General features: G+C 71.2%; 22 protein-coding genes and 4 pseudogenes. 18 read left to right on the top strand and 8 right to left on the bottom strand.

The features are described 5' to 3' along the window. Positions 1 to 95 precede the first annotated feature (95 nt). The 8 genes from LWJ43_RS02240 (at position 96) to LWJ43_RS02205 (ending at position 8,403) form a co-directional block, all read left to right on the top strand. Complete coding sequence (locus LWJ43_RS02240; protein ID WP_277330566.1) at positions 96 to 1,454, top strand: wax ester/triacylglycerol synthase family O-acyltransferase; 1,359 nt, start codon at positions 96 to 98, stop codon at positions 1,452 to 1,454. 92 nt (positions 1,455 to 1,546) lie between these two features. Next, entirely contained in the window at positions 1,547 to 2,515 is a 969-nt protein-coding gene (locus LWJ43_RS02235; RefSeq protein WP_277330565.1) for an aldo/keto reductase, read from the top strand. Between the two features lies 1 nt (position 2,516). Beyond that, positions 2,517 to 3,482: an amidohydrolase family protein gene (locus LWJ43_RS02230; RefSeq protein ID WP_277330564.1), complete on the top strand. Its 966-nt coding sequence runs from the start codon at positions 2,517 to 2,519 to the stop codon at positions 3,480 to 3,482. After that, positions 3,440 to 4,300 (top strand): Fpg/Nei family DNA glycosylase, encoded by an 861-nt coding sequence (locus tag LWJ43_RS02225; protein ID WP_277330563.1) that lies wholly within the window; start codon positions 3,440 to 3,442, stop codon positions 4,298 to 4,300. Before LWJ43_RS02230 ends, LWJ43_RS02225 begins: the two co-directional genes overlap by 43 nt. 215 nt (positions 4,301 to 4,515) lie before the next feature. Then, on the top strand, positions 4,516 to 5,268 hold the full coding sequence (locus LWJ43_RS02220) for a LytR/AlgR family response regulator transcription factor (RefSeq protein WP_277330562.1): 753 nt from the start codon (positions 4,516 to 4,518) through the stop codon (positions 5,266 to 5,268). Positions 5,269 to 5,330: 62 nt separating this feature from the next. After that, positions 5,331 to 5,693 (top strand): hypothetical protein, encoded by a 363-nt coding sequence (locus tag LWJ43_RS02215; RefSeq protein WP_277330561.1) that lies wholly within the window; start codon positions 5,331 to 5,333, stop codon positions 5,691 to 5,693. Further along, positions 5,690 to 7,180 carry a sodium/solute symporter gene (locus LWJ43_RS02210; RefSeq protein WP_277330560.1) on the top strand — a complete coding sequence of 497 codons (1,491 nt, stop codon included), beginning with the start codon at positions 5,690 to 5,692 and terminating at the stop codon, positions 7,178 to 7,180. Before LWJ43_RS02215 ends, LWJ43_RS02210 begins: the two co-directional genes overlap by 4 nt. After that, positions 7,177 to 8,403: a sensor histidine kinase gene (locus LWJ43_RS02205; protein ID WP_277330559.1), complete on the top strand. Its 1,227-nt coding sequence runs from the start codon at positions 7,177 to 7,179 to the stop codon at positions 8,401 to 8,403. The genes LWJ43_RS02210 and LWJ43_RS02205 overlap by 4 nt, the downstream gene beginning before the upstream one ends. A gap of 12 nt (positions 8,404 to 8,415) precedes the next feature. Here LWJ43_RS02205 and LWJ43_RS02200 read toward each other — a convergent pair whose 3' ends face one another. Continuing rightward, positions 8,416 to 8,928: a hypothetical protein gene (locus LWJ43_RS02200; RefSeq protein WP_277330558.1), complete on the bottom strand. Its 513-nt coding sequence runs from the start codon at positions 8,926 to 8,928 to the stop codon at positions 8,416 to 8,418. A gap of 111 nt (positions 8,929 to 9,039) precedes the next feature. On the opposite strand from LWJ43_RS02200, the gene LWJ43_RS02195 reads away from it, so the two are divergent. Then, positions 9,040 to 9,237: a zf-HC2 domain-containing protein gene (locus tag LWJ43_RS02195; RefSeq protein WP_277330557.1), complete on the top strand. Its 198-nt coding sequence runs from the start codon at positions 9,040 to 9,042 to the stop codon at positions 9,235 to 9,237. Here LWJ43_RS02195 and LWJ43_RS02190 read toward each other — a convergent pair. Beyond that, on the bottom strand, positions 9,171 to 9,740 hold the full coding sequence (locus LWJ43_RS02190) for a sigma-70 family RNA polymerase sigma factor (protein ID WP_277330556.1): 570 nt from the start codon (positions 9,738 to 9,740) through the stop codon (positions 9,171 to 9,173). The two genes, LWJ43_RS02195 and LWJ43_RS02190, sit on opposite strands and share 67 nt — an antisense overlap. Before the next feature lie 258 nt (positions 9,741 to 9,998). Here LWJ43_RS02190 and LWJ43_RS02185 point away from each other — a divergent pair. Further along, a pseudogene (locus tag LWJ43_RS02185) lies at positions 9,999 to 11,199 on the top strand (CapA family protein). 48 nt (positions 11,200 to 11,247) lie between these two features. Here the strand turns inward: LWJ43_RS02185 and LWJ43_RS02180 are convergent. Continuing rightward, positions 11,248 to 11,709 carry a universal stress protein gene (locus LWJ43_RS02180; RefSeq protein ID WP_277330554.1) on the bottom strand — a complete coding sequence of 154 codons (462 nt, stop codon included), beginning with the start codon at positions 11,707 to 11,709 and terminating at the stop codon, positions 11,248 to 11,250. Positions 11,710 to 11,873: 164 nt separating this feature from the next. On the opposite strand from LWJ43_RS02180, the gene LWJ43_RS02175 reads away from it, so the two are divergent. Continuing rightward, positions 11,874 to 12,719, top strand: a complete 846-nt coding sequence (locus LWJ43_RS02175) for a polysaccharide deacetylase family protein (RefSeq protein WP_277330553.1) — start codon at positions 11,874 to 11,876, stop codon at positions 12,717 to 12,719. Between the two features lie 24 nt (positions 12,720 to 12,743). On the opposite strand, the gene LWJ43_RS02170 is transcribed toward LWJ43_RS02175, so the two are convergent. After that, positions 12,744 to 13,406, bottom strand: coding sequence for a class F sortase (locus tag LWJ43_RS02170; protein WP_277330552.1), 663 nt, complete (start codon positions 13,404 to 13,406; stop codon positions 12,744 to 12,746). 324 nt (positions 13,407 to 13,730) lie between these two features. On the opposite strand from LWJ43_RS02170, the gene LWJ43_RS02165 reads away from it, so the two are divergent. Continuing rightward, positions 13,731 to 14,450, top strand: a complete 720-nt coding sequence (locus tag LWJ43_RS02165) for a hypothetical protein (protein WP_277330551.1) — start codon at positions 13,731 to 13,733, stop codon at positions 14,448 to 14,450. Positions 14,451 to 14,546: 96 nt separating this feature from the next. Here the strand turns inward: LWJ43_RS02165 and LWJ43_RS02160 are convergent, their stop codons facing one another. The 3 genes from LWJ43_RS02160 to LWJ43_RS02150 form a co-directional block, all read right to left on the bottom strand. Continuing rightward, positions 14,547 to 15,095, bottom strand: a complete 549-nt coding sequence (locus tag LWJ43_RS02160) for a hypothetical protein (RefSeq protein WP_277330550.1) — start codon at positions 15,093 to 15,095, stop codon at positions 14,547 to 14,549. 187 nt (positions 15,096 to 15,282) lie between these two features. Then, a complete protein-coding gene (locus LWJ43_RS02155; protein ID WP_277330549.1) occupies positions 15,283 to 16,050 on the bottom strand; it encodes a bestrophin-like domain in 768 nt (255 codons plus the stop codon). Between the two features lie 17 nt (positions 16,051 to 16,067). After that, a complete protein-coding gene (locus LWJ43_RS02150) occupies positions 16,068 to 16,571 on the bottom strand; it encodes a hypothetical protein (RefSeq protein ID WP_277336060.1) in 504 nt (167 codons plus the stop codon). 251 nt (positions 16,572 to 16,822) lie between these two features. On the opposite strand from LWJ43_RS02150, the pseudogene LWJ43_RS02145 reads away from it, so the two are divergent. The 5 genes and pseudogenes from LWJ43_RS02145 to LWJ43_RS02125 form a co-directional block, all read left to right on the top strand. Further along, positions 16,823 to 17,496, top strand: a pseudogene (locus LWJ43_RS02145) (SCO0930 family lipoprotein); the annotation flags it as partial. A 245-nt stretch (positions 17,497 to 17,741) separates the two neighbouring features. Further along, positions 17,742 to 18,335 (top strand): annotated as a pseudogene (locus LWJ43_RS02140) (SAM-dependent methyltransferase); the annotation flags it as partial. A gap of 260 nt (positions 18,336 to 18,595) precedes the next feature. Further along, positions 18,596 to 19,813, top strand: coding sequence for an IS110 family RNA-guided transposase (locus LWJ43_RS02135; RefSeq protein ID WP_277330547.1), 1,218 nt, complete (start codon positions 18,596 to 18,598; stop codon positions 19,811 to 19,813). 61 nt (positions 19,814 to 19,874) lie between these two features. After that, positions 19,875 to 20,099: pseudogene (locus LWJ43_RS02130) on the top strand (SAM-dependent methyltransferase); the annotation flags it as partial. Next, on the top strand, positions 20,096 to 22,270 hold the full coding sequence (locus tag LWJ43_RS02125) for a putative bifunctional diguanylate cyclase/phosphodiesterase (protein ID WP_277330546.1): 2,175 nt from the start codon (positions 20,096 to 20,098) through the stop codon (positions 22,268 to 22,270). The pseudogene LWJ43_RS02130 and the gene LWJ43_RS02125, both read left to right, overlap by 4 nt. 28 nt (positions 22,271 to 22,298) lie before the next feature. Here the strand turns inward: LWJ43_RS02125 and LWJ43_RS02120 are convergent, their stop codons facing one another. Continuing rightward, positions 22,299 to 23,213 carry a LysR family transcriptional regulator gene (locus tag LWJ43_RS02120; protein ID WP_277330545.1) on the bottom strand — a complete coding sequence of 305 codons (915 nt, stop codon included), beginning with the start codon at positions 23,211 to 23,213 and terminating at the stop codon, positions 22,299 to 22,301. 97 nt (positions 23,214 to 23,310) lie between these two features. Here LWJ43_RS02120 and LWJ43_RS02115 point away from each other — a divergent pair, with 97 nt between their 5' ends. After that, entirely contained in the window at positions 23,311 to 24,018 is a 708-nt protein-coding gene (locus LWJ43_RS02115; protein WP_277330544.1) for a succinate dehydrogenase, read from the top strand. Positions 24,019 to 24,025: the final 7 nt, after the last annotated feature.

Raw genomic sequence — 24,025 nt, 5'->3', positions numbered from 1 at the left:
TGTAACAGTACGTAACATGTCAGTACTTGAACGTAACCGACTCTGCGGGATTGACTCCGATCCCGCCGTTCCGCTGTCGACGACGCGAGGCCCCGTTGAGTACCGAGCTCCTGGCACCTCTTGATCTGGCTTTCTGGCACCTCGAATCCGATGCCCATCCCATGCACCTCGGCGCCCTCGCGGTCTTCGACCCGGTGCCCGGCGTCGCCGCGCCCGAACTGCTCGACCTGCTCGGGACCAGGGCGGCCGCCATCCCGCGGCTGCGGATGCGGGTGCGTGACGTCCTGCTGCCCGTCGGCGGCGCGGCCTGGTTCACCGACAAGGACTTCGACGTGCGGCGACACGTCATGCGGGTCGTGCTCCCCGGAGGCGACTTCCTGACGGAGGCCAACCGGCTCGCCGGCGAGCTCATGGAGCAGCCGCTCGGACGCGGTCTGCCGCCCTGGCAGATGTACCTCCTCGACAGCCCGGGCAACGGCCCGTTCGCCGTGCTCGTGAAGCTGCACCACGCGCTCGCCGACGGGATGCGCGCCGTCGCGATCGGCGCCGGCATCTTCGACCAGATCGCCTCCGCGGGGGCGGGCGGCGGCACGGCGCGCCGGCGGTCCCCGGTGTCGCCCCGCTCCTGGCTGCCCGGCCCCTACGAGGTGGCGGGCATGGCGATGGACCGGCTCGGCGAAGTCGGCCGGGCGCTGGGGGTCGGAGCCTCCGTCGTACGCGCGAGCCGCCTCGACCTGCGTGCCACCACGGCACTGGCCGCACGCTCCAGCGGCACGCGCCGGCTCGCCACCGCCGAGCTCGACGCCGAGACGGTGCAGCGCGTCCGGCGCACCGAGGGCGGCACGGCCAACGACGTGCTGCTCGGCGTCGTCGCAGGCGCGCTGCGCCGCTGGATGCTCGCACGGGGCGAACCGCTCCCGGGCGCCGATCCGAGAGCCCTGGTCCCCGTCTCCCGGCGCAGGCCCGGCGGGTCGGCCACCGGAAACAAACTCTCCGCCTACCTTCTCGGTCTGCCCGTCGGCGAGCCCGACGCCCGCGAGCGACTGCGCCTCGTGCGGAACGGCATGGACCGCAACAAGGCCGCGGGGCCCCTGCGCGGGGCGGGCGCGGTCGCCGTCCTGGCCGACCAGCTGCCCGCCCTGGCGCACCGGTTCGGAGCGCCGCTGGCGGGGAACGCGGCCCGGATGCTCTTCGACATCCTGGTCACCAGCGTGCCCCTGCCCCGCTCGGCGCTCTCGCTCGGCGGCTGCCCGCTGCGCGCCGTCTTCCCCATGGCCCCGCTGGCCCGCGGCCAGGCGCTGGCCATCGCTCTGTCCACCTACGGCGGACGGGTACAGGTCGGACTGGTCGCCGACGGGAAGGCGTTGCCTGATCTCGGCCAGCTGGCGTCCGCGCTCCAGGAAGAGCTGGACGACCTGCACACTCTCGTGCCCACGGTGCCGGCACCGGCCTGAGAGCCGATTCACTCGGCCCTGTTGACGCAGCCGATTGATCCGATGAATAGTCCCTGTGCGGGCCATCAGATCATCGGCGGGGCGGGAGAAGCATGCGGCGCATCAGACTCGGGAGCAGTGCGGTCGAGATCACCGAACTCTCCTTCGGAGCGGCGGCCATCGGGAACCTCTTCACGGAGGTCGACGCGGGACAGGCCGCGGCCGCGGTCGACGCGGCGTGGGAGGAGGGAGTCCGCTACTTCGACACCGCACCGCACTACGGTCTCGGGCTGTCCGAACGCCGCCTCGGCGAGGCGCTGCGCGACCGGCCCCGGGACGCGTACGCGGTGTCCACGAAGGCGGGCCGGCTGCTCGACCCGCTTCCCCCCGCCGAGACGGCGGCCCACGAGGGACTGTCCGAAGGCTTCGCCGTGCCGCACACCCACCGGCGCCGCTGGGACTTCAGCGCCGACGGCATCCGCCGCAGCATCGAGGACAGCCTGGGGCGCCTCGGCCTCGAACGGGTCGACCTCGTCTATCTGCACGACCCCGACGACCACGGTGAAGCGGCTTTCCGCGAGGGCTACCCGGCCCTGGAGAAGCTCCGCGCCGAAGGGGTGGTCGGGGCCATCGGCGCCGGCATGAACCAGACCGCGATGCTCACCCGCTTCCTGCGCGATACGGACGTCGACGTCGTCCTCTGCGCCGGCCGTTTCACCCTCCTCGACCACAGCGCCCTCGACGCGCTCCTGCCGGAGGCCGCCGCCCGCCACCGCAGCGTGGTCGTCGGAGGTGTGTTCAACTCCGGACTGCTCGCCGACCCCCGCCCCGGCGTCCCCTACGACTACGCGGCGGCCCCCGCGGCCCTCCTGGACCGGGCTCTGCGCATCAGGGACGTCGCCGAAGGCCATGGTGTCCCGCTGCGCGCCGCCGCCCTGCACTATCCGCTGCGGCACCCGGCCGTGGCCGGGGTCCTCGTCGGGACCCGTTCCCCGGACGAGGTGCGGGACGCGGCGGCCCAGCTGCGCAGACCCGTCCCGGACGCGCTCTGGGACGACCTGCGCGCGGAAGGACTGCTCTGACATGACGCCTCCACCGGTCGTCGACGCCCACCACCACGTGTGGGACCTCGCGGTGCGCGACCAGGACTGGATCACCGGCGAGGAACTCGCCCCCATCCGCCGCACCTTCACCCTCGCGGACCTGGAACCCGAGGCGCGGGCCGCCGGCGTGGTGTCCAGCGTGCTCGTCCAGACGGTTGCCGTCGCCGAGGAGACGCCCGAGTTCCTCGCCCTCGCCGACGGCAGCACACTCGTCGCGGGCGTCGTCGGCTGGACCGACCTCACCGCCCCCGACGTCTCCGACACCCTCGCCGCGCTCCGCGCCCTGCCCGGCGGCGACCGGCTCGTCGGGATCCGGCACCAGGTCCAGGGCGAACCCGACCCGGAGTGGCTGCTGCGCCCTGACGTCCTGCGCGGGCTGAGGGCCGTCGCCGCCGCCGGTCTGGTCTACGACCTGGTCGTCCGGCCCCACCAACTGCCCGCCGCGGTCCGCGCCGCCGCCCTGCTGCCGGAACTCAGCTTCGTGCTCGACCACGCCGGCAAGCCGCCGGTGGCGCGGCGTGCGACGCACCCCTGGGCCGACGGCCTGCGGGCCCTCGCCGCGCTGCCCAACACCGCGTGCAAACTCTCCGGCCTCGTCACCGAGGCGGACCCGCGGTCCTGGACCGTCGAGGACCTGCGGCCCTACGCGGACACCGTCATCGAGGCGTTCGGACCCAGCCGGCTGATGTACGGCTCCGACTGGCCCGTGTGCCTGCTCGCCGCCGGATACACCGACGTCCTGGACACGGCACGCGAGCTGACCGGCGGGCTCGGCGAGACCGACCGGCGGTCCGTCCTGGCCGGTACCGCGCAGCGCGTCTACGGGCTCCGGGAACCCGCCGTCCGACACCCCCAAGAGGCTTCCGCCAGGCAGCCGCGGTTCCGTTGCGGCACGCTGGAGGCATGCCCGAACTGCCGGAAGTCGAAGCCCTGCGGGACTTCCTAGACGACCACCTCGTCGGCAAGGAGATCGCCCGGGTGCTCCCGCTCGCGATCAGCGTCCTGAAGACGTACGACCCGCCGCTCACCGACCTGGAGGGCACCGCCGTCTCCTCCGTGACACGGCACGGGAAGTTCCTCGACATCACGGCCGGGGAGCTCCATCTGCTCGTCCACCTCGCGAGAGCCGGCTGGCTCCAGTGGAAGGACAGCTTCCCCGCGACCGCGCCGAGACCCGGCAAAGGCCCGCTCGCCCTGCGTACGGTCCTCACGGGTGGCGACGGCTTCGACCTGACGGAGATGGGCACCACCAAGCGTCTCGCCGTCCATCTGGTGCACGACCCCGCGGACGTCCCCGGAGTGGCGCGCCTCGGCCCCGATCCGCTCGCCGCTTCCTTCGGCCGTGACGCGTTCGCCGCGGTGCTCGGCGGAGCACGCCGGCAGGTCAAGGGGGCGCTGCGCGACCAGTCGCTGATCGCCGGCATCGGTAACGCCTACAGCGACGAGATCCTGCACGTCGCGAGGATGTCACCGTTCAAGCTCACCACCGCACTCGGCGACGACGACATCACCCACCTGTACAACGCCATGCGCACCACGCTCGAGGACGCGGTCGAGCGCTCCCGCGGCGTCGCGGCGGGCCGGCTCAAGGCCGAGAAGAAGACCAGCATGCGCGTCCACGGCCGCGCCGGACAGCCCTGCCCCGTCTGCGGTGACACCGTGCTGGAGGTGTCGTTCAGCGACTCCTCGCTCCAGTACTGCCCCACCTGTCAGACCGGTGGCAAGCCCCTCGCCGACCGTCGGCTGTCCCGCCTGCTCAAGTAGCGGCCGGGCCACCACCGCCGGCGGACGGCCGCGGGTCCCGCCCGTCGCGTGAACTCGGCCGGACAATCGACCACGGCGCCGAACTCGCGCACCTGGACCACGCACGCGGCGCACTCCGCGCGGTGCGGTTCGATGGCGCGCATGTCCTCGGATACGTGACGAACCCGGGAACCACGCACGCCGTCCCGCCGCCGGAGGACCTAAACTCCGGCCTCATGCTGCGCGTACTCGCCGTCGACGACGAAGAACCCGCCTTGGAGGAACTCCTCTACCTCCTGCGCGCCGATCCCCGTATCCGGAGCGCCGAGGGCGCCACGGGAGCCACCGAGGCGCTGCGCCGCATCGGGGGCGCCGTCGACGCCGGGCCCGACGACCCCTCCGCGATCGACGTGGTGTTCCTGGACATCCACATGGCGGGGCTGACCGGCCTCGACGTCGCCCAGCTCCTGGCCGGGTTCGCCGCACCGCCGCTCATCGTCTTCGTCACCGCCCACGAAGGCTTCGCCGTCCACGCGTTCGACCTCAAGGCCGTCGACTACGTACTCAAGCCCGTGCGGCGCGAGCGCCTCGCCGAGGCCGTCCGCAGGGTCGCCGAGCAGGTCGGTGAGCGCTCCGCGTCCGTCCACGACGCGGCTGCCGACCAGATCGCGGTGGAACTGGGGGGAGTCATCCGCTTCGTGCCCGTCGACGACATCGCGTACGCCGAGGCGCAGGGGGACTACGCCCGGCTGCACACCTCGTCCGGCAGCCATCTCGTCCGGATACCGCTGACCACCCTGGAGGAGCGCTGGCGCTCCCGGGGATTCGTACGCATCCACCGACGCCACCTCGTGGCGCTGAACCGGATCGACGAACTCCGGCTCGACGCCGGCAGCATGAGCGTCCGCATCGGGGACGCGGAACTCGCGGTCAGCCGTCGCCACAGCCGCTCCCTGCGTGACCTCCTGATGCGTCAGACCGGCCGCTGACCTGCCCCTACCGGACGGCGGCCCTTCACAGCCGGGCCCCGGGCCGCCTACACTCCGGGCCCATGTCCGCAGAGAGCACGCCCCGGCGCGAAGTGGTCACGGGCGAGCCCCGGCGGGTGCGTCCGCTGCCCCGCTACCGCGCCCAGTCGGAGATCGACGAGCAGACCGCCCTCGGCGGCGCCTACGTCCGTTCCCTGATGCGCGGCCAGCTCCGCGCCGGACTCACCGTCTTCGCCGTACTCGCCACCGTGACCGGCACCCTGCCCCTGGTCTTCGAGGCGCTGCACAGCGACGCCCTCGTCTGGGGGGTGCTCGGCTTCGCCACCTATCCGCCGCTCACCCTGGCCGCCTGGTGGTACGTGCGCAGGGCCGAACGCAACGAACGCGACTTCGCCAGACTCGTGGAAGGCCTCCCCGCACCGTGAGCGCACCCGGCCACCCGGCATCGGTCGTGGCGGTCGCCCTCGTCGTCCTGGCCACCGTCCTCGTCGGCGGATTCGGGCTGCGGATCTCCCGCACCACCTCCGACTTCTACGTCGCCTCGCGCACCGTACGACCGAGGCTCAACGCCGCGGCGATCAGCGGGGAGTACCTGTCCGCCGCCTCCTTCCTCGGCATCGCCGGCCTGGTACTCGTACACGGCCCCGACATGCTCTGGTACCCGGTCGGCTACACCGCCGGATACCTCGTGCTACTCGTGTTCGTCGCCGCTCCGCTGCGCCGTTCCGGGGCGTACACCCTTCCCGACTTCGCCGAAGGACGGCTGGAGTCCCGGCAGGTGCGCCGGCTGGTGAGCGTCTTCGTCGTCGGCGCCGGCTGGGTCTACCTCGTGCCGCAGCTCCAGGGCGCCGGCCTCACCCTGAAGATCCTCACCGGCGCGCCCGGCTGGCTCGGCGACGTGCTCGTCGCATCCGTCGTGGTGGTCGCCGTCGCCGCGGGGGGCATGCGCTCGATCACCTTCGTGCAGGTCTTCCAGTACTGGCTGAAGCTCACCGCGCTCCTGGTGCCCGCGATCTTCCTGGTGCTCGCGTGGCAGGGCGACGGGCGGCCCAGGGTCTCCTTCGACGAACAGATGTCCGTCTTCCGGGCCGACCATCCGCTCTACGCGACGTACGGACTGATCATCGCGACCTTCCTCGGCACCATGGGCCTTCCCCATGTGGTGGTCCGCTTCTACACCAGCCCCAACGGTCGCGACGCACGCCGCACCACGGTCGCCGTCCTCGCCCTGGTCGGGCTGTTCTACCTGCTGCCCCCGGTGTACGGGGCCCTGGGGCGCCTCTACGCTCCCGACTTCCTGCACGGCGGGGACGCCGACGCCGCGGTCCTGCTGCTGCCGGCCCGGGTGATCGGCGGCCTCGGCGGTGATCTGCTCGGCGCACTCCTCGCGGGGGGCGCGTTCGCCGCGTTCCTGTCCACCGCGTCGGGGCTCACCATGGCCGTCGCCGGCGTGATCACCCAGGACGTCCTGCCCTCGCGCGGCGTACGGCACTTCCGGCTGGCCACCCTGCTGGCCATTGCCGTGCCGCTGGCAGGCTCACTGGTCGTCAGCCGGGTGCCGGTCGCCGACGCCGTGGGGATGGCCTTCGCGGTGTCCGCCTCGTCGTTCTGCCCGCTGCTCGTCCTCGGCATCTGGTGGCGGCGGCTCACCCCGCCGGGCGCGATCGCCGGGCTGCTGCTCGGCGGCGGCTCCGCGCTGCTGTCCGTGGCCATCACCGTCAGCGGCGCGGTGCGTCCGCCGGGATGGCCGCACGCCCTGCTGGCCTGGCCCGCCGTCTGGTCCGTGCCGGTCGGATTCCTCGCGATGATCCTGGTCTCCCTGGCCACTCCCGGACGGATACCGCCCGGCACCAACGCGGCCATGACCCGCTTCCACCTGCCGGAGGCACTGACCGCGGGGCGCGTGCGGTGACCGGGGCCGGGATCGCCGTCATCGCGCTGCTGACCCTGCTGCTGTTCGGCACGGGCTTCCTCCTCGGCCGCACCGCCCGCCCCGTGCGCACCAGCGACGTGGGTACTCCCGTCGAGCACGCCACCTTCGAGACCCTGCACACGGCATCCCTCGCGGCGCCACCGCTGCGCGCCGGACTCACCGAGGAGAGCGCCCGCAGGTCGGCGCGCCGGCTGCGCTCACTGCTGGGAACCGACGCCCTGTGCCTCACCGACCGCGACCGGGTACTGGTGTGGGACGGCGAGGGTGACCACCACGGAAAGGACGTGATGGAGCAGGTCGAGGGGCTGCTCGCCAGCGGGAGGGACACCGCCTTCCACAGTGACTGCGGTGACCTCGACTGCCCGTTGCGCTGGGCCGTCGCCGTCCCGCTGACGGTGGACCACCGGGTGCTCGGCACGCTCGTCGCCTACGCACCCCGGGAATCGGCGGTGCTGGCCAGGGCGGCGGGGGAGGTGGCCCGCTGGGTCTGCGTACAGCTGGAGCTCGCCGAACTCGACCGTTCCCGCACGCGGCTCATCGAAGCCGAGATCAAGGCGTTGCGGGCACAGATCTCCCCGCACTTCGTCTTCAACTCGCTCGCAGCCATCGCCTCGTTCGTCCGGACCGATCCGGAACGGGCACGTGAACTGCTGCTGGAGTTCGCCGACTTCACCCGCTACTCCTTCCGCCGGCACGGGGAGTTCACCACCCTGGCCGACGAACTGCACTCCATCGACCAGTATTTGGCGCTGGTCCGGGCCCGCTTCGGCGAACGTCTCTCGGTGACCCTCCAGGTCGCCCCCGAGGTGCTCCCCGTCTCGCTCCCGTTCCTGTGCCTCCAGCCCCTGGTCGAGAACGCCGTCAAGCACGGGCTCGAGGGCGCGGTCACGCTTCCCCGGCCGCGCGACTCGGCCCGGGCGGGCGACACCCCGATCCGCATCACGATCAGCGCACTGGACGCGGGTGCCGAGGCCGAGGTCGTCATCGAGGACGACGGCACGGGGATGGAGCCGGAGCGTCTGAGGCGCATCCTGCGAGGGGAGGGCGGCACCTCCACCGGCATAGGCCTGCTCAACGTCGACGAGCGGCTTCGCCAGGTGTACGGGGACGACTACGGGCTCGTCATCGAGACGGGCGTCGGAGCGGGCATGAAGATCACCCTGCGACTTCCCAAGTACCGTGCGGGCGTCCACGGTTCATGAAGCGCTGACGGCTCAGTAGAGGTGCACGGCCAGGTGCCCCAGCGGCAGTCCCAGCTGCCAGGCCGGGGTCCACACCTGGATCTCGCCCTCCTCGTCGTCGGCGCCCGACGGATCCCACGGCGGCGGGCCGATCGCGTCGAGGTCCGCGGCCAGGAGCTCGGTCTCCTCCAGCCACCGCCAGGCGGCCCGCGCCAGCGCGAGGTCGGGATCCGGGGGCCCGGCCGGAGCGGTCGGCCGCTCCAGCGCCTCCAGGCGGGCACAGACCCAGTGCCGCCAGGAGGCGCCGTACGCCGTGAGCAGCCGGAGCTCGTCCACCCGGGCGACGGGGAGCTCCTCGGCGGCCGCCCCGTCGGAGAGGAAGATCGTGAGGGCGAGCGCGTCGCGTCCCGCCCGGTACTCCAGGGTCGTCGGCTCCATCAGATCGCCGGTCACCAGAACCTCGTCGGCGATGTACTCGGAGTACATCCAGGCCATCGGGACCGGCAGCCCGCCCCCACCGGTTCCCTCGTGATCTTCGGGACGCATCCCGTCTCGCCTCTTTCGTCGACTCTGTACCGGGCTGTACGCAGCATTGAACCGGGGGCACGCGCCCCGCGTGGGCAGAAGGGCAGGATCCGTCGGGAGATTCGAGGTGCGATGACCGCCGACCGCGGCGACGACCCGCATGTGCGGCAGATGCTGGGAGCCTATGTGCTGGACGCCCTCGGGACGGAGGAGAGCGGCCATGTCGCCAGGCACCTCCAGCGGTGCGGAGTGTGCGCCGCGGCCTACGTCGAGGTCGCGGACGCGGTGTCCCTGCTCGCGCTGCTCGACGTGGACGACCTGCTCGAGTAGCCGGGCAGATTACGGCTCAGCAGCCGCAGCGCGTAGTACGAGCGGGACTTGACGGTCCCCGAGGGTATGCCGAGTACCCGCGCGGTCTCGCCCACGCTGAGCCCCCGGAAGTAGATCTGCACGAGCACCGCGCGGTGCTCGGGGCTGAGCGTCCGCACGGCTTGGCGGACATCGAGCGCGTGGACCGCCGAGGCCGCGGTGTCGTCCTGGGCGGGGGCGCTCTCCAGGACCGCGTCGCTGACCTCCGGCGGCCGGGCCTGGCGGGACCTGCGGGCGTCTATGGCGAGCCGCCGGGCGACGGTGAAGAGCCACGGGCGCATCGAGTCGTAGGGCGCGTCGAACGCCTCCGGGTGCTGCCAGGCGCGTACCAGGGTCTCCTGCAGCAGGTCCTCCGCCCGCTGCCGGTCGCCGAAGGTCAGTCCCAGCAGGAAGTGGAACAGCGCGGGCCCGTGTTCCCGCTGCAGCTCCGCGAGAGCCCGCTCATCGGTCGTCGCGGTGGTCATCGTGAACGTCCTTTCCCGAAGAGGCCCCTGACGCCTCGCTCCCGCCTGGCGAATACGAACGCATCGGGGCGCGGGAGAACAGGCGGTGCACCGAGGTGTGCGATGAGCGGTCGCACGGAGCGGCGAGTGGTGCGGTGAACGGTCGGCGGGCAGCGATACGGCCGATTAAGGTATTTCGGCCTGTTTGTCCTTGACTTGCCGGTATGAATATATGTGTATTCGGATGGTAAAAATCATCCGAATCCGGGAGTCGTGCAGATGACGAAGCGCATCCGACAGGGCGCGGCGATCGCCGTCGCCGGTCTCCTCGCCACAGCGACGGCCTGTACCGGCCAACAGCCCTCGACCCCGGGGTTCGCCGGGCGGCACCTCTCCGCCGAGCGTGGTGGGAACGGAGCCGAGGCCGGGGGGCGCGGACAGCACGGACACCTTCACGCTGCTGGCCTCGGGAGACGTCCTGCCGCACTCCTCGATCATCGACCGGGCCGCCGCCGACGCGGGCGGCGAGGGCTACGACTTCCGCCCGATGCTCAAGGGCGCGGCCCCCGCGGTCTCGGGAGCGGATCTGGCCATCTGCCACATGGAGACGGTGTACGGCCGCGACGGCGGCCCCTACACGGGATATCCGGACTTCAAGTCACCGCCCGAGGTGGCGACCGCGCTGCGCGCCACCGGCTACGACTCCTGCTCCACCGCCTCCAACCACACCCTGGACGACGGCGTCCAGGGAATCCGCCGCACACTCGACGCACTGGACCGTGCCGGCATCGCCCACGCGGGATCCGCGCGCTCGGCGGAGGAGTCCGCCCGGCCCACGCTGCTCAGGGCGGGCAGGGGCAAGGACGCGGCGAAGGTCGCCCACCTCGCGTACACCCAGAGCACCAACGACAAGGCGGTACCCGACGGGCAGCCCTGGGCGGTCGACCTGATCGACAAGGACCGGATCCTCGCGGACGCCCGGACGGCCCGCGAGGCGGGCGCCGACGTGGTCGTCGTGTCCCTGCACTGGGGCACCGAATGGCAGGAGGAACCCGATGACGACCAGCTGGACCTCGGGCACGAACTCACGGCCTCCAGCAGCGGGAAGCGTCCCGACATCGACCTGATCATCGGCACCCACGCCCATGTCCCGCAGGCGTACGAGAAGGTCAACGGCACCTGGATCGTCTACGGCATGGGCGACCAGGTCGCGGGCGCCATGGTCGGTCACGACGGGGTCCGGGACCCGCGCGCCAACGAGAGCTCGATGGGCCGTTTCACCTTCGAGCGGCCGTCGGGGCCCGGGCAGCGATGGGCGGTCAGGAAGGCGGAGTTCCTGCCCCAGTTGTTCGACCCCGAGGCGGCGCGCGTCGTCGGCCTGGACCGTGAGGCCGGCCGTCTGCGTGAGGTCCGCGAACGGATCCAGGGCGTCGTCCTCAGCCGCGGTGCGGCCCAGGACGGCCTGGTCGCCGGGAAGTGATCCGCGCGGTCCGCCGCGGACGGCCCCATGGACGGTTCGCCGCAGGGATCACGGTACGACGGTGACCGGCCAGCGGCCCGCCTTCACGAGCCTGACCGCCACCGAGCCGATGAAGCGGTGTCCGGCGGACTCCGACGCGCCCACGACCACCGCGTCGGCCTTGAGCTCGTCGGCCGCCGTCACGAGCCCGTTGTACGGATCACCGCGGAACGTGTGGAACTCCCAGCGGACGTTCCATATGTCCTTGAGGCGTTCCGTCGCGGTCCTGATCTCGTTCACCAGCCCCTCGGCCACCTCCCCGGTGGCGTCGGCGACCGGGGCTCCCAGGGCGGCGCCGGCCGACAGCACCGGCTGGACGTAGACGAGGGCGAGCATCGAGTTCTGCCGACGGGCCAGGCCGGCCGCGTACGCCGCCGCCCGCATCGAGGACTCGGATCCGTCGATGCCGGCGACGATCACCTTGGGACCGTCCGTACCGCGCTCGAACCGGTGTTGTCGCTGGTCTGTCACGGCCCTGAGGGTAGCCGCTCCCACACTCCGCACCTTCGGCGCCTCCGCGGGACCCGGAGTCTCCCCGCCGGATCCTGGGGGAGCGCTCCACCCATCGGGTGCAAAAAATCTGATATCCGGTGTCAACGGCTGGGTAGGGACTGACTCCGTGCGAGCAGTTGGTCATGAAGCATGATCAGATTCTCGCGGAACGACGCACCTTGTTGCGCCTGGCCCTCGCGCTGGGCGCCGCCACCGCCGTGCACATGATCGCGGCGGACCCTGCCGGGACACCCGCCCGTCCCGGCGGCGAGCCGCCCGCGCCGGCGGCCGGACCTCCGGCGAGGGCGCAGGCGGGCCCGGGCTCCTACCGCCTGCGGCCCATGACCTCGGACACTCCACCTCGCTTCCGGCCCGCCCCGCCGCCCGTCCGCACCAGGCCGTTCGAGGAGCTGCCCGAGCTGGGGAGCGACGCCATGGTGCTCAGCTTCGACGACGGCCCGGACCCGCGGTACACCCCGGACATCCTGGCCACGCTCCGCAGGTACGACGTCCGGGCGATGTTCTTCGTCTGCGGCGAGATGGCGGCCGACAACCGCGACCTGCTGCGCGAGATGGCCGACGACGGGCACGTGGTCGGCAACCACTCCTGGTCACACCCGCTGATCCCGAAGCTGCCCCGGAACGCCGTCCGCGACGAACTGGGCAGCACCAGCGAGGTCATCGAGAAGGCGCTGGGCGTCCCGCCACTCTGGTACCGGGCCCCGTACGGCGCCTGGAACCGCGACTCCTTCGAGATCGGCGCCGCGATGGGCATGGAACCGATGGCCTGGACCGTCGACACGCTGGACTGGACCACGCCGGGCACCGACGCCATCGTCCGCCGGGTCGAGAGCGGCGCCGCGCCAGGCGTCGTGGTGCTGTCGCACGACGCGGGCGGAAACCGGTCCCAGAGCGTCGCCGCCCTGCGCCGGTATCTGCCCGCGCTCCTGGAGAGGGGCTACCGTCCGACCGTCCCGCGTCGCACCTGACACGGGGCGCCGGGTGTCCGGCCCTCAGCGCGTCTCCACCAGCCGGGCGAATACCACCACGTTCCCGTCGTATCCGGCGGCCTTCGTGTAACCGCCGCCGCAGGTGATGACCCGCAACTCGGCGTACCCGGTGTCGCCGTAGACCCTGGCCCCGGGGAAGTCGTTCTTGGAGAAGACCTCGACGCCGTAGATCTCGAACACCGCCTCGCGGCCGTCGTAGCGGGAGACCTCGATCCGCTGTCCCTTGCTGAGGGAGCCCAACCCGTAGAAGACCGCCGGGCCGGCGAGGTTGTCGACGTGGCCGACCATCACGGACGTGCCGCGCTGGCCCGGGGCGATGCCGTTCTGGTACCAGCCGGCCAGGTTCGGGTCCTGGGCGGGCGGCGCCTCGATCCAGCCGGCCGGGTCCAGGTTCACGTCGACGACGGGCGCGTCGACGTCGATCGACGGAACGCGGATGCGCTCGACGGGGGCGTACGCGAGAGGCTGGACGGGCTCACCCTCGAGCGGGGCGGACACCGCGGCCTCCCTGGGGCCGGCCACGGAGGCAGCGGCTGCCGGCTGCGGCGGCCCGGGGGACGTCTCCGCACCGTTGCGCATCAGCGCGAGCCCGGTGAGCATCACCAGGGCGATCGCGCCCCACGGTGTGCGTCTGCTCCGCTCGCCGCCCCACTGGTCCCGGCCCATGGTTCTCCCTTCGTCGCGACACGGCCACGCTAGGCGGGGGCCCGTACGTCGGCGATCAGGGAGGGGCGAACGGGTGGCGGCCGACCGGACCCGCACGGCGGCATCTTCTCTTCGGAGTAATGCTCGGATAAAAGTTCTGACGGATCGTGACCTGCGACTCCGTCAGATTCCGGGACCGGCTCACGGCGTGTCGGATCACCGTGGTGGAGCAGCCCCGAAGTGCGGCTTCCGCGGTATCTGGTGAGGGTTCGTCATGGGATGCGTCTCTCGTCGACTCTTCCCGGAGAACAAGTCTCCGGGGCGCTTCCCGCTGGAGGTTCAAAGATGCGTGCTTCACGCGCTCTCGCGGTGTCCGCGACCGCCTTCGCGGCGGTCGGGCTCGCTGCCCCGCTGGCTGCCGCCGGAGGCGGTCCGGGCGGCAACCCGAGCAATTTCCCGACCAATGTCACCGTCAACCCGTCCTCGGTCTTCCAGGGCGCCACGATGCAGGTCAGTGCCGAGGGCTGCGGCCGTTCCGGCGGCAGGGTGTGGTCGAACGCGTTCCCGACGGTGCACCTCTCACCGGGCCGGGTCGGCTACGCCACTGCGCGTATCCGGGACAACGCGACGCCCGGGCAGTACAGCCTGTCCGTGAGGTGCAACGACAGCGACAACAACTTCGGCGGCGGCAACGGAGGTGACGGCGGCCGGGACGGCGGCAACGGCGGCCAGGGCGGCAACGGCGGCGGCAACGGCGGCCAGGGCGGTAACGGTGGCGGCCAGGGTGGCAACGGTGGCGGCCAGGGCGGTAACGGCGGCGGCCAGGGTGGCAACGGCGGTCAGGGCGGTAACGGCGGCGGTCAGGGCGGTAACGGCGGAAACGGTGACCCGGTCGCCACGGCCCGCTTCACCGTGCTTCCCTCGCGCGGCGCACAAGGAGGCCTCGGCGGTTCGATGGGCCCCAGCTCCGTCGAGATGCAGGTGGGTGGCGGTCTTGTCGCGGCAGCCGCCGTCGGCGGTGCCGTGTTCGTGGTGCGTCGCCGGATGAGCAATGCGGCGATCTGACGCTTCGAACCTCCTGCCCGGCCCGATACGCCCGTCGCCCCGAGTCCTGGATCAGGACCCGGGGCGACTGTCGTGTCTGTACGCGGCGCCGAACCGTCAGTGCTGACGGCCCGTACGGCGCTTGCGCAGGACGTAAAAGGCCCCGGCCGAGGCGACTGCCACCAGTGCGGAGCCGGCGGCGATCTCCGCGGGGTCCATCGTGTCGACACTGCCGCCGAGTCCGCCCAGCACGCCGCTCGGGGAGGCGGTGGAGCTGGTCGTGGGAGCCGTGGTGGGAGCGGTCGTGGGAGAGCTGGTGGCACCGCTCGTGATGGTCAGATTGGCAGACCGTGTGGTGGTGCCACAGCGGAAGGTCACCTCGTAGACAGCACCCCGTCTGGCGTCCTGGTCGACCCTGGCCGTGGCCGACCTCCCGCTCGGGATGGTCGTCGTGTCGAACACACCCGAGAACGCGGTCGCGTCACTGGGGCAGCCCATGGCGCCGAGTGTGACCTGACCCCCCGGAGCGACCGTCGAGGGAGTGATGGTCGGCGTGAACGAGGTGGGCGTGCCGCCGTTGAGCACATCGGCCGACGCGGCCGGTGCCGTCAGAAAACAGGCGGCGGCGCCCAGCAGGGCGACGGGTGCGACACGTATCGCGCGCATGGTTGTTCCTCCGGGTCCCGAGGAGCAGCCGCGGAACGGATTTCCGCGAGGCACGAGAGCTGCACCTCGATGACCGAAACGGTAGAAGTGCCTGAAATCACCCGCTATCGGTGTAAGGCGAATGGGGCAGCCATGTCCCCCGGCCGGCGCACCGGCCGGGGGTGGAGACGAGTTGGCCGGTGCGCTCCTACCCGCCGGTGGCACGCGGGAACAAGTCGACGAAGGGAGCCGTCGTCGCCGAGATGCCACGGCCGAACGGGGCGTCGAAATCCCAGATCAGGAAGAGCAGGAACGCGATCAGGACGCTGAACAGGCCGGCCAGCAGCAGTTCACGGAAGGTTCTGCGGATCTGGAGCGTGAAGATCAGCCCGACCGTGACGACGGCCCCGGTGATCAGACCGAACCAGACGACTCCCGGCATGGTCGCACCGGCGTTCTGCCCCCGGGATCCGCGGGCGTCGTCGACGGCCGCCACCTGGTCCACCAGCGGCTGGTACGCCTGGCCTTCGTGGTCCGTCTGCGGTTCGTACTCCGTCACGTCCGCCCGCACCCGGTCGAGCAGTCTGGTGCCCTTCTCCGTGAGACTTCCGTGATCCGTCATCCACCTCCATTCGTCGCCGACCACATGAGCCACGTAGGCGTCGACGTCCGCGCGGATGCGGTCGCGTACCTCTACCGGATAGACGGCCGATCGTGCGTTCACTTCGTGCAGTGCCTGGGCCTCCAGGCGTACGGACTCCTGGGCGGCACTGCGGCCCTCCCAGACACCCGCGATGGCCAGGCCGAGCACGATCGCGTACACCACGCCGATCATCATCGTCATGTACTCGATGACGTCCGGTGTCTCGGACGGATCGTCGTCATCGGCGATGCGGCGGTTGCTGAGAACAGCGGTGGTGAGGACGACGGCGCATGCCGACGCCATCGCAATGGTCAGAACGAGCCACTCCGACATGGGTTCCCTTCTTCGGTTCAGCGGGACGAGCGGGGCCGTAGCACTGCCACGGCGAAGACGGCGGGTGCGGTGATCAGAAGGGTGAGCGAGACCAGTGACGGCCCGCTCCGGGGCTGCTTGCGGGGCGGTTTCCGGTAGGTGGGGAGCGCGACGGGTGCCGGGGCCGGTGGTGTCGGCCGCACGGTGGGCCGTGGCGGGGCGGGTTCCGGTTCCGGTTCTGGAGCGGCAGCGGCAGCGGGAGCCGGAGGGGGTGGAGGCGGCGGCAGAGGGGGCGGCGGAGGCGGTAGGTGCGGAGGCGGTGGGGGCGGGGGAGGTGGTGGCGGCGGTGCGGGTTCCGGTTCCGGCTCGGGTTCGGCGATGACCGCCCCGCACCGCCCCTCGCCCGCGATGGCGACGGACGAGCCGCCGTCCCCCTGTCCGATGGAGGCGACCGCGCAGTCGTCACCCGCCGCCGGCAGCGGGACGGCGAGCAGCAGGAGCAGGGTGGCGGCCGTCAGCCGCCATATGCGTGATCCGTACACGCCGGGGAGCATGTTCCCCGCGGCCGCCGGGCACGCCGAGCGAGCAGCTGATTCGCCTGATGGAGGGGACATCGGGCACTTCACGTTTGCGCCCGTCGAAACGCGTCCGGGCTTCCGCTGAACACCGGGGCCCCGCCCGGCCGTACCCAGGGCCACGAACGACGCGGACTCGCGTCCCGAACGGCAGAAGGCCCACGGGAGTCGACATGAATACCTGGCTGAACGTCTCGCTCGCGGTGACGACGGCGGCCCTCACCAAGGTGCTGACCGACGGTGAGGGCTTCACGCTCTACCGCTTCGACGAGGACACCGCCGAACCGCCCGCCTCGAATTGCGAGGGCGACTGTGCGAAGGCCCGGCCGGCGGTGCCCGCGCGGAACGCCGAGGCCGCCGCGGGGACCGACGCGTCACTGATCGGCGAGGTCACGAGGGGTGACGGAACCAAACAGCTCACGGTCGCCGGACGGCCGATGTACCGCTACGCCGAGGACACCGGTCCCGGTGACGCCAAGGGGCTGTCGGCGGGACGTGGTTCGCCGCCGCCCCTGACGGAAGGAAAGCCCCGGTGAACGCGGACGGTCCCTCCGCCGCGGAGCAGGCCAGCCGCGCGGGGCTTTCGGTCCGCGAGGTTCCGGAACTCGGCGACATGGTCGTCGACAAGCGCGCTATGACGGTTTACCGGTCCAAGAAGGACTCGGCCTGGCCGATGAAGTCCGCGTGCACGGGGGACTGCCTCAAGAAGTGGCCGGTTGTCCCGCCGGTGTCGAAGAATGACGTCGCCGGTGTCACCACGAAGGGATTCGTCACCTTCGACCGTCCGGACGGCGTCCAGCAGCAGTCGCTCGACTGCTGGCCCCTCTGCACCTTCTCCGGTGACGCGGAGCCGGGAGACACCAACGGCCAGGGGGACGGGGGCACATGCTAAGCGGTCTCGCCCCACGCGAAGCTCGTCGGGGCCTCCACGTAGTACCCGGGAGAACCACGGCGGTACCGGTCCGTCGCCGAATGCGCACACGCAGCGACGGGCCGGTCACATACCTCCGGTGTGTGACCAATAACGGATCTCTAATTTCCGTTTCCACTCGCCCTCTTGGCGGTCGATCAGTAGCCTCTGGTCAACACTGACCATGAACATGGCCGGATCGCCGTGGCGACTTGTTGGAGACATCGATGGAGCGTCCCGCCTGGGCACCGCAGGGCATAGACATCTCGGTGCCGAGCGTGTCTCGCATGTACGACTTCTACCTGGGCGGTTCGCACAATTTCGAGGTGGACAGGGAAGCGGCCCGTAAGGCCATGGAGTTCATGCCGGGGCTGCCCAAGGTCATGCAGGCGAATCGTGCCTTCATGCGGCGGGCCGTGCACTATGCCACCACTCTGGGTGTCAATCAGTTCCTGGACATCGGTTCCGGCATCCCCACCTTCGGCAATGTCCACGAAGTCGCCCAGGCGGCCGATCCCGAGTCCCGGATCGCCTACGTCGACCACGACCCGGTCGCGGTCGCACACAGTCAGGCGGTCCTCGAGGGAAACGAGCGGACCGTCATCGCCGCCGCGGACCTCCGCAAGCCCCAGGACATCCTGGCCAACCCGGAGATCACCGCACTCCTCGACCTGGACAAGCCGGTGGCACTGCTGCTGGTGGCGGTGCTCCACTTCATCGAGGACACCGACGATCCGTACGAGGCGGTCGCGGAGCTGCGCGACGCACTCGCTCCCGGCAGCCTGCTGGTCCTGACCCACGCCTCCTACGAGGGCATCCCCCGTTATGTTTTTCGCGGTCCTGCAACGGGGCCGCTGGCCTCTGGGCCCGGCATGACTGTGTCCCCCTGTCGAAGGCATGACCTGGGGGGTGGTGTCACCGGGTCCGGGGGTGTTCGTCGGAGACGCTGATCAGAGGTCCGGCCACCGTCCGGTCCGGCGCAATGCCGGACAGTTCGCGGGCGGCAGGTCTGCATAACGTGGATGCGCGAGCACGACACCCGAGCCGAGGCCGGCACCGTCAAACCCCCTGGAAGGGCGCGATGTTCGAGATCGAAGACGTGGGCGTGTTCCTCGGCCTGGACGTCGGCAAGTCCGCTCACCACGGGCACGGGCTCACCCCGGCCGGGAAGAAGGTCTTCGACAAGCCGCTGCCGAACAGCGAGCCGAAGCTGCGGGCCGTGTTCGACAAGCTGACCGCGAAGTTCGGCACCGTCCTGGTCATCGTGGACCAGCCCGCCTCCATCGGCGCTCTGCCCCTGGCCGTCGCCCGGGACACCGGCTGTCGCGTCGCCTACCTGCCCGGCCTGGCTATGCGCCGGATCGCCGACCTCTACCCCGGCGAGGCCAAGACCGACGCCAAGGACGCGGCCGTCATTGCCGACGCCGCACGGACCATGCCGCACACCCTGCGCTCGCTCGAACTGACCGACGAGATCACCGCCGAGCTGACCGTGCTGACCGGCTTCGACCAGGACCTGGCCGCCGAGGCCACCCGCACCAGCAACCGGATACGCGGCCTTCTCACCCAGTTCCACCCCAGCCTGGAGCGCGTCCTGGGGCCCCGCCTGGACCACCAAGCCGTCACCTGGCTCCTTGAACGCCACGGCTCCCCGGCCGCCCTGCGCAAAGCCGGCCGACGCCGCCTCGTCGAGCTGATCCGGCCCAAGGCCCCGCGCATGGCCGCACGGCTGATCGACGACATCTTCGACGCCCTGGACGAGCAGACCGTGACCGTTCCCGGCACCGGCACCCTCGACATCGTGGTCCCGTCCCTGGCCCGCTCGCTCGCCGCCGTCCACGAACAGCGCCGGGCCCTGGAAGCCCAGATCAACAGCCTGCTGGAGGCCCACCCTCTTTCCCAAGTCCTGACCTCGATGCCCGGCGTCGGCGTCAGGACCGCCGCAGTCCTGCTGGTCACCGTCGGCGACGGCACCAACTTCCCCACCGCCGCCCACCTGGCTTCCTACGCCGGCCTCGCACCGACGACCAAGTCCTCGGGCACCTCGATCCATGGCGAACACGCGCCCCGCGGCGGGAACCGGCAGCTGAAGCGGGCCATGTTCCTCTCCGCCTTCGCCTGCATAAACGCCGATCCGGCCTCCCGGACCTACTACGACAAGCAGCGAGCCCGCGGCAAAACCCACACCCAAGCCCTTCTCCGCCTCGCCCGCCAGCGCATCAGCGTCCTGTTCGCCATGCTCCGCGACGGCACCTTCTACGAATCGCGGGCGCCCAAGAACGTCGAGCTCGCCGCATAACCCCAGCAACACCGAACCACCCCAAACCCGACAGGGTGCCTTGACGAACGACATAGAGGCACTCCCCCAGGAGGAGGCGGGCGGCACGGTCGGTGTCTACCGGACCATCCGCAATCCGCTGATCATGCGTTCACGCACGGAGATCAGCCGGTTCTTCGAGGGGTACGAGATGGTCGACCCCGGGCTCGTCGCCATGCCCGAGTGGCGTCCCGAGTCCCCCGAGGCGCTCGCACAGGAAGACCCGTTCACCTATTCGGGCTTCGCCGGTGTGGGGCGCAAGGCGTGAGCATCCCCTCCCAGTCGTCCGGCGCGCCGGACGCGGAACCCGACGGTCCCGAGGGCCGGCTCCGGAGATTCGCCACCATCTGGAGCCGGGCGATCTTCCCGTCCACGGCTACGTCCCTGACCCGCCCGGAGTTCGAGGAGCATCTGCTTCCGCTCGCCCGGGAGCTCAGCGACATCCTGCACACGAGGGTCTTCGACGCCGCACCGGCGCAGCGCGTGGGAGCCGGGCTCGTCGCCGCGCACTGCACGGACCCCGACGCGCTGAGCTCCACACTCGGCGTCGTCGACTCCTACCTGGTCCTCTACTGCGGCGGCAACGGGCCGGTGGAGCTGTCCACGGAGGACAGCCGGGCCCGGTGCGCACGGATCCAGCACGCGCTCGCCGGCGGCTTCACCCAGGCCCTGCGTGAGCGGACGCTCGCCGAGCAGGAGGCGATCGCCCGCTCGGCGCTCACCGCCCGCTCGCACGCCGAGCAGGCGCTGCACGCGACCGAGGCACGCTTCCGCGCCGTGTTCAAGGACGCCGCCGTCGGGATCGGCATCGCCGACCTCGAGGGGAACATCCTGGAGATCAACGACACCCTCACCAGGATGTTCGGCGGGCTGGAGCACCACGTCCGCAGCCACAAGGTGAACGAGTGGGTGCACCCCGAGGACTCGCCCTACGTGTGGAAGTACTACGACGAACTGGTGCGCGGCGAGCGCGAGCACTACAGCGTCGAGAAGCCGTACTACCGCAACGACGGCACCGTGCTGTGGACCAACCTCACCGTGTCGCTGCTGCGGGATCCGGAGGGGCGCCCGGAGTACCAGCTGGCCCTCCTCGAGGACACCACCGAGCGCCGGCTGCTCAATCTGCGGCTGCGCTACGAGGCCACCCACGACGCGCTCACCGGACTGCCCAACCGGACGCTGTTCTTCGAACGCCTGGAGAAGGCCCTCGCCCCCCGGGAGGGCATGCGCTTCGGGCTCTGCTACCTCGACCTGGACGGCTTCAAGGCGATCAACGACAGCCTGGGCCACGCGGCGGGGGACCGGCTCCTGGTCGAGGTCGCCGACCGGCTGCAGAGCTGTGCCACCGCACCCGGTGAGATGGTCGCGCGGCTCGGCGGCGACGAGTTCGTGGCCCTCACGACCGGCCCCGGCACCGAGGACGACGTCCACGAGCTGGCCGGACGCATCCTCCTGGCCCTCGCCACGCCCATCCGGCTGGACGGCCGGGAGCTGACAGTACGCGGATCGATCGGCGTCGTCGAAGGCCCGTCGGGTGAACGCACCCCGGCCGAGGTGCTGCGCAGCGCCGACATCACGATGTACCGGGCCAAGGCGGCGGGAGGGAACCGCTTCGCGCTGGCCGACGCCGAGGCCGACGCCCGTGCCATCACGCGCCACGGACTTACCACGGCGCTGCCCGCGGCGCTGGACCGCGGCGAGTTCTTCATCGAGTACCAGCCGCTGGTGCACCTCGGGGACGGCAGCGTGCACGGTGCCGAGGCGCTGGTGCGCTGGTGCCATCCGCAGCACGGGGTCCTCGGCCCGGACCGGTTCATCCCGCTGGCCGAGCACACCGGACTGATCGTGCCGCTCGGCCGGTGGGTCCTCGAGGAGTCCGTCCGGCAGGCGAACTTCTGGCAGGAACGGCACACCGACGGCGGCCCCCTGCGGATCAACGTCAATCTGTCGCCGACACAGCTGCACCACCCGAACCTGGTCGCCGAGACCGTCGACGTACTGGAACGCTCAGGTCTGGAGCCCGGTGCCCTCTGCCTGGAGGTGACCGAGTCCGCACTGATCGGCGCGGACGACGATCTGCTGAAGCCGCTGCGCCAACTGGCCGAGATGGGCGTCGACATCGCGCTGGACGACTTCGGGACCGGGTACTCGAACCTGGCGAACCTGCGCCGGCTCCCGGTGAGCGTGCTCAAGCTGGACCGTTCCTTCACCCAGGGCATGCAGCATCACCCGGCCGACCCGGTCGACCTGAAGATCGTCGAGGGCATCGTCTCCCTCGCCCACAGCCTCGACCTCGCCGTCACGGTCGAGGGCGTCGAGACGGGTGCCCAGGCCGAGCAGCTGCGCCGGATCGGCTGCGACACCGCTCAGGGGTGGTACTACGCGCGTCCAGGTGCGCCGGACCGCATCCACTCGCTGCTGCTGGCGGACGCCGTCTGAGGGCCCGTCCTCAGCCGCCGGCCGGGTCCTACCCGCCGGCGGCCGGGGGCATGACCGGCGGCCCCGATCCCAGCAGCATCCGCTGCAGTTCGCGCGCCGCGCGCGGCGGTTCGACGTCGCTGCGGTGCGCCAGCGCGATCGTGCGCCGCAGACCCGGCGGGGCCAGCGGTGTGGTCCGCAGGTCCTGGCCGGCCCGCACGGCGACCATGCGGGGCACGACGGCGATGCCGAGACCTGCCCGTACGAAGCCGAGGACGGCGTCCATCTCGCCGCCCTCCACCGTGAACGACGGCTCGAAGCCCTCCGCCCGGCACGCGGCGACGGTCAGCTCGCGCAGGTCGTAGCCGTGCCGGAACATCACCAGCGGTTCGTGTCCGAGATCGGCGACGCGCACGGTGCCCCCCCGCCCCGGGGCGGGCCGGGAGGCCTGCGACACCACCACCAGGTCCTCGTGCAGCAGTTCCACCGTGGTCAGCGCGGGGGAGGCGGCGGGCAGCGGCAGCACGAGCAGTGCGAGGTCCAGCGCGCCCCGGGCGAGCTGCCGCACGAGGTCGTGGGACCCTCCCTCCTCGATCAGGAGCTGGATCCCGGGGTGGGCTCCGTGGAAGGCGCGCAGTACGTCGGGCAGCAGGCCGGTGCAGACGCTCGGGGTGGCGCCGAGCCTGACCCGCCCCCGGCGCAGCTGGACGAGCTCCTGCACCTCGTGCCGTGCGGTGTCCGCGTCGGCCAGGATCCTGCGGGCGAGCGGCAGCAGCGCCTCACCCGCGTCCGTCAGCGCGATGTTGCCGCGCGCTCGGCTGAAGAGCTCGGCGCCCAGCTCGTTCTCCAGCGCCTTGATCTGCTGGGAGAGGGAGGGCTGCGACACGTGCACCTCCTCGGCGGCCCGCGTGAAGTGCCTGGCCTCGGCGACGGCCACGAAGTAGGCGAGCTGCTGGAAGTGCATGGGGACGACGATAGCGGGCCTGCATAGGCAGCACCTATGGATATGAGTCATTTCATGTCTTGGACTGATGATGCCTCCCGCCTCTAGCGTCCTGTCCATGGCATTGGCAACGCGGACGGACCGACGGCCGTCCATGACGCGTACGCTCTGGGACTCGTCCGTCGGCAAGAAGACGATCATGGCTGTGAGTGGCCTGGTCATGCTCGGATACCTGGTGGTCCACATGCTGGGCAACCTGAAGATCTTCTTCGGATCCGACGAGTTCAACCACTACGCGCACTGGCTCCGGACCCTCGGCGAGCCCTTCCTGCACTACGAGTGGGCTCTGTGGATCGTCCGCGTGGTCCTCGTCGCCGCGGTCGTCCTGCACGCCGTCTCCGCGTACCAGCTGAGCCGCCGCGACCTGAGGGCGCGCCCCACGGCGTACGTCCACCGGAAGGCGCGCTCCAGCTACGCCACGCGCACCATGCGCTACGGCGGCGTCATCCTCGCGCTCTTCATCGTCTGGCACATCCTGGACCTCACGACGGGCACGGTGCACAGCGGAGGATTCCAGCCCGGGCACCCGTACCAGAACGTGCTCGACACCTTCTCCACCTGGTACGGCAACGTCGTCTACATCCTCGCCGTGCTCGCCCTGGGCCTGCACGTCCAGCACGGGTTCTGGAGCGCGGCGCAGACCCTTGGAGTGGGCAGCGCCGCCCGGGACCGCGTGCTGAAGACGCTGGCCAATGTCCTCGCAGTGGTGCTGACGGCCGGCTTCGTCTCCGTGCCCGTCGCCGTGATGACCGGAGTGGTGAGCTGACATGTCC

The sequence above is a fragment of the Streptomyces sp. JH34 genome (genome assembly GCF_029428875.1).
Classification (GTDB): Bacteria; Actinomycetota; Actinomycetes; order Streptomycetales; family Streptomycetaceae; genus Streptomyces.
The sequence above is the reverse complement of the archived record's forward strand: the minus strand, read 5'-3'. Positions and strand labels throughout refer to the sequence as shown.

Coding starts and splice junctions, on each gene's coding strand:
- LWJ43_RS02235 (WP_277330565.1), top strand. CDS start 1,547: ATGCGGCGCATCAGACTCGGGAGCAGTGCGGTCGAGATCACCGAACTC.
- LWJ43_RS02230 (WP_277330564.1), top strand. CDS start 2,517: ATGACGCCTCCACCGGTCGTCGACGCCCACCACCACGTGTGGGACCTC.
- LWJ43_RS02225 (WP_277330563.1), top strand. CDS start 3,440: ATGCCCGAACTGCCGGAAGTCGAAGCCCTGCGGGACTTCCTAGACGAC.
- LWJ43_RS02220 (WP_277330562.1), top strand. CDS start 4,516: ATGCTGCGCGTACTCGCCGTCGACGACGAAGAACCCGCCTTGGAGGAA.
- LWJ43_RS02215 (WP_277330561.1), top strand. CDS start 5,331: ATGTCCGCAGAGAGCACGCCCCGGCGCGAAGTGGTCACGGGCGAGCCC.
- LWJ43_RS02200 (WP_277330558.1), bottom strand. CDS start 8,928: ATGCGTCCCGAAGATCACGAGGGAACCGGTGGGGGCGGGCTGCCGGTC.
- LWJ43_RS02195 (WP_277330557.1), top strand. CDS start 9,040: ATGACCGCCGACCGCGGCGACGACCCGCATGTGCGGCAGATGCTGGGA.
- LWJ43_RS02190 (WP_277330556.1), bottom strand. CDS start 9,740: ATGACCACCGCGACGACCGATGAGCGGGCTCTCGCGGAGCTGCAGCGG.
- LWJ43_RS02175 (WP_277330553.1), top strand. CDS start 11,874: ATGAAGCATGATCAGATTCTCGCGGAACGACGCACCTTGTTGCGCCTG.
- LWJ43_RS02170 (WP_277330552.1), bottom strand. CDS start 13,406: ATGGGCCGGGACCAGTGGGGCGGCGAGCGGAGCAGACGCACACCGTGG.
- LWJ43_RS02165 (WP_277330551.1), top strand. CDS start 13,731: ATGCGTGCTTCACGCGCTCTCGCGGTGTCCGCGACCGCCTTCGCGGCG.
- LWJ43_RS02160 (WP_277330550.1), bottom strand. CDS start 15,095: ATGCGCGCGATACGTGTCGCACCCGTCGCCCTGCTGGGCGCCGCCGCC.
- LWJ43_RS02155 (WP_277330549.1), bottom strand. CDS start 16,050: ATGTCGGAGTGGCTCGTTCTGACCATTGCGATGGCGTCGGCATGCGCC.
- LWJ43_RS02135 (WP_277330547.1), top strand. CDS start 18,596: ATGTTCGAGATCGAAGACGTGGGCGTGTTCCTCGGCCTGGACGTCGGC.
- LWJ43_RS02120 (WP_277330545.1), bottom strand. CDS start 23,213: ATGCACTTCCAGCAGCTCGCCTACTTCGTGGCCGTCGCCGAGGCCAGG.
- LWJ43_RS02115 (WP_277330544.1), top strand. CDS start 23,311: ATGGCATTGGCAACGCGGACGGACCGACGGCCGTCCATGACGCGTACG.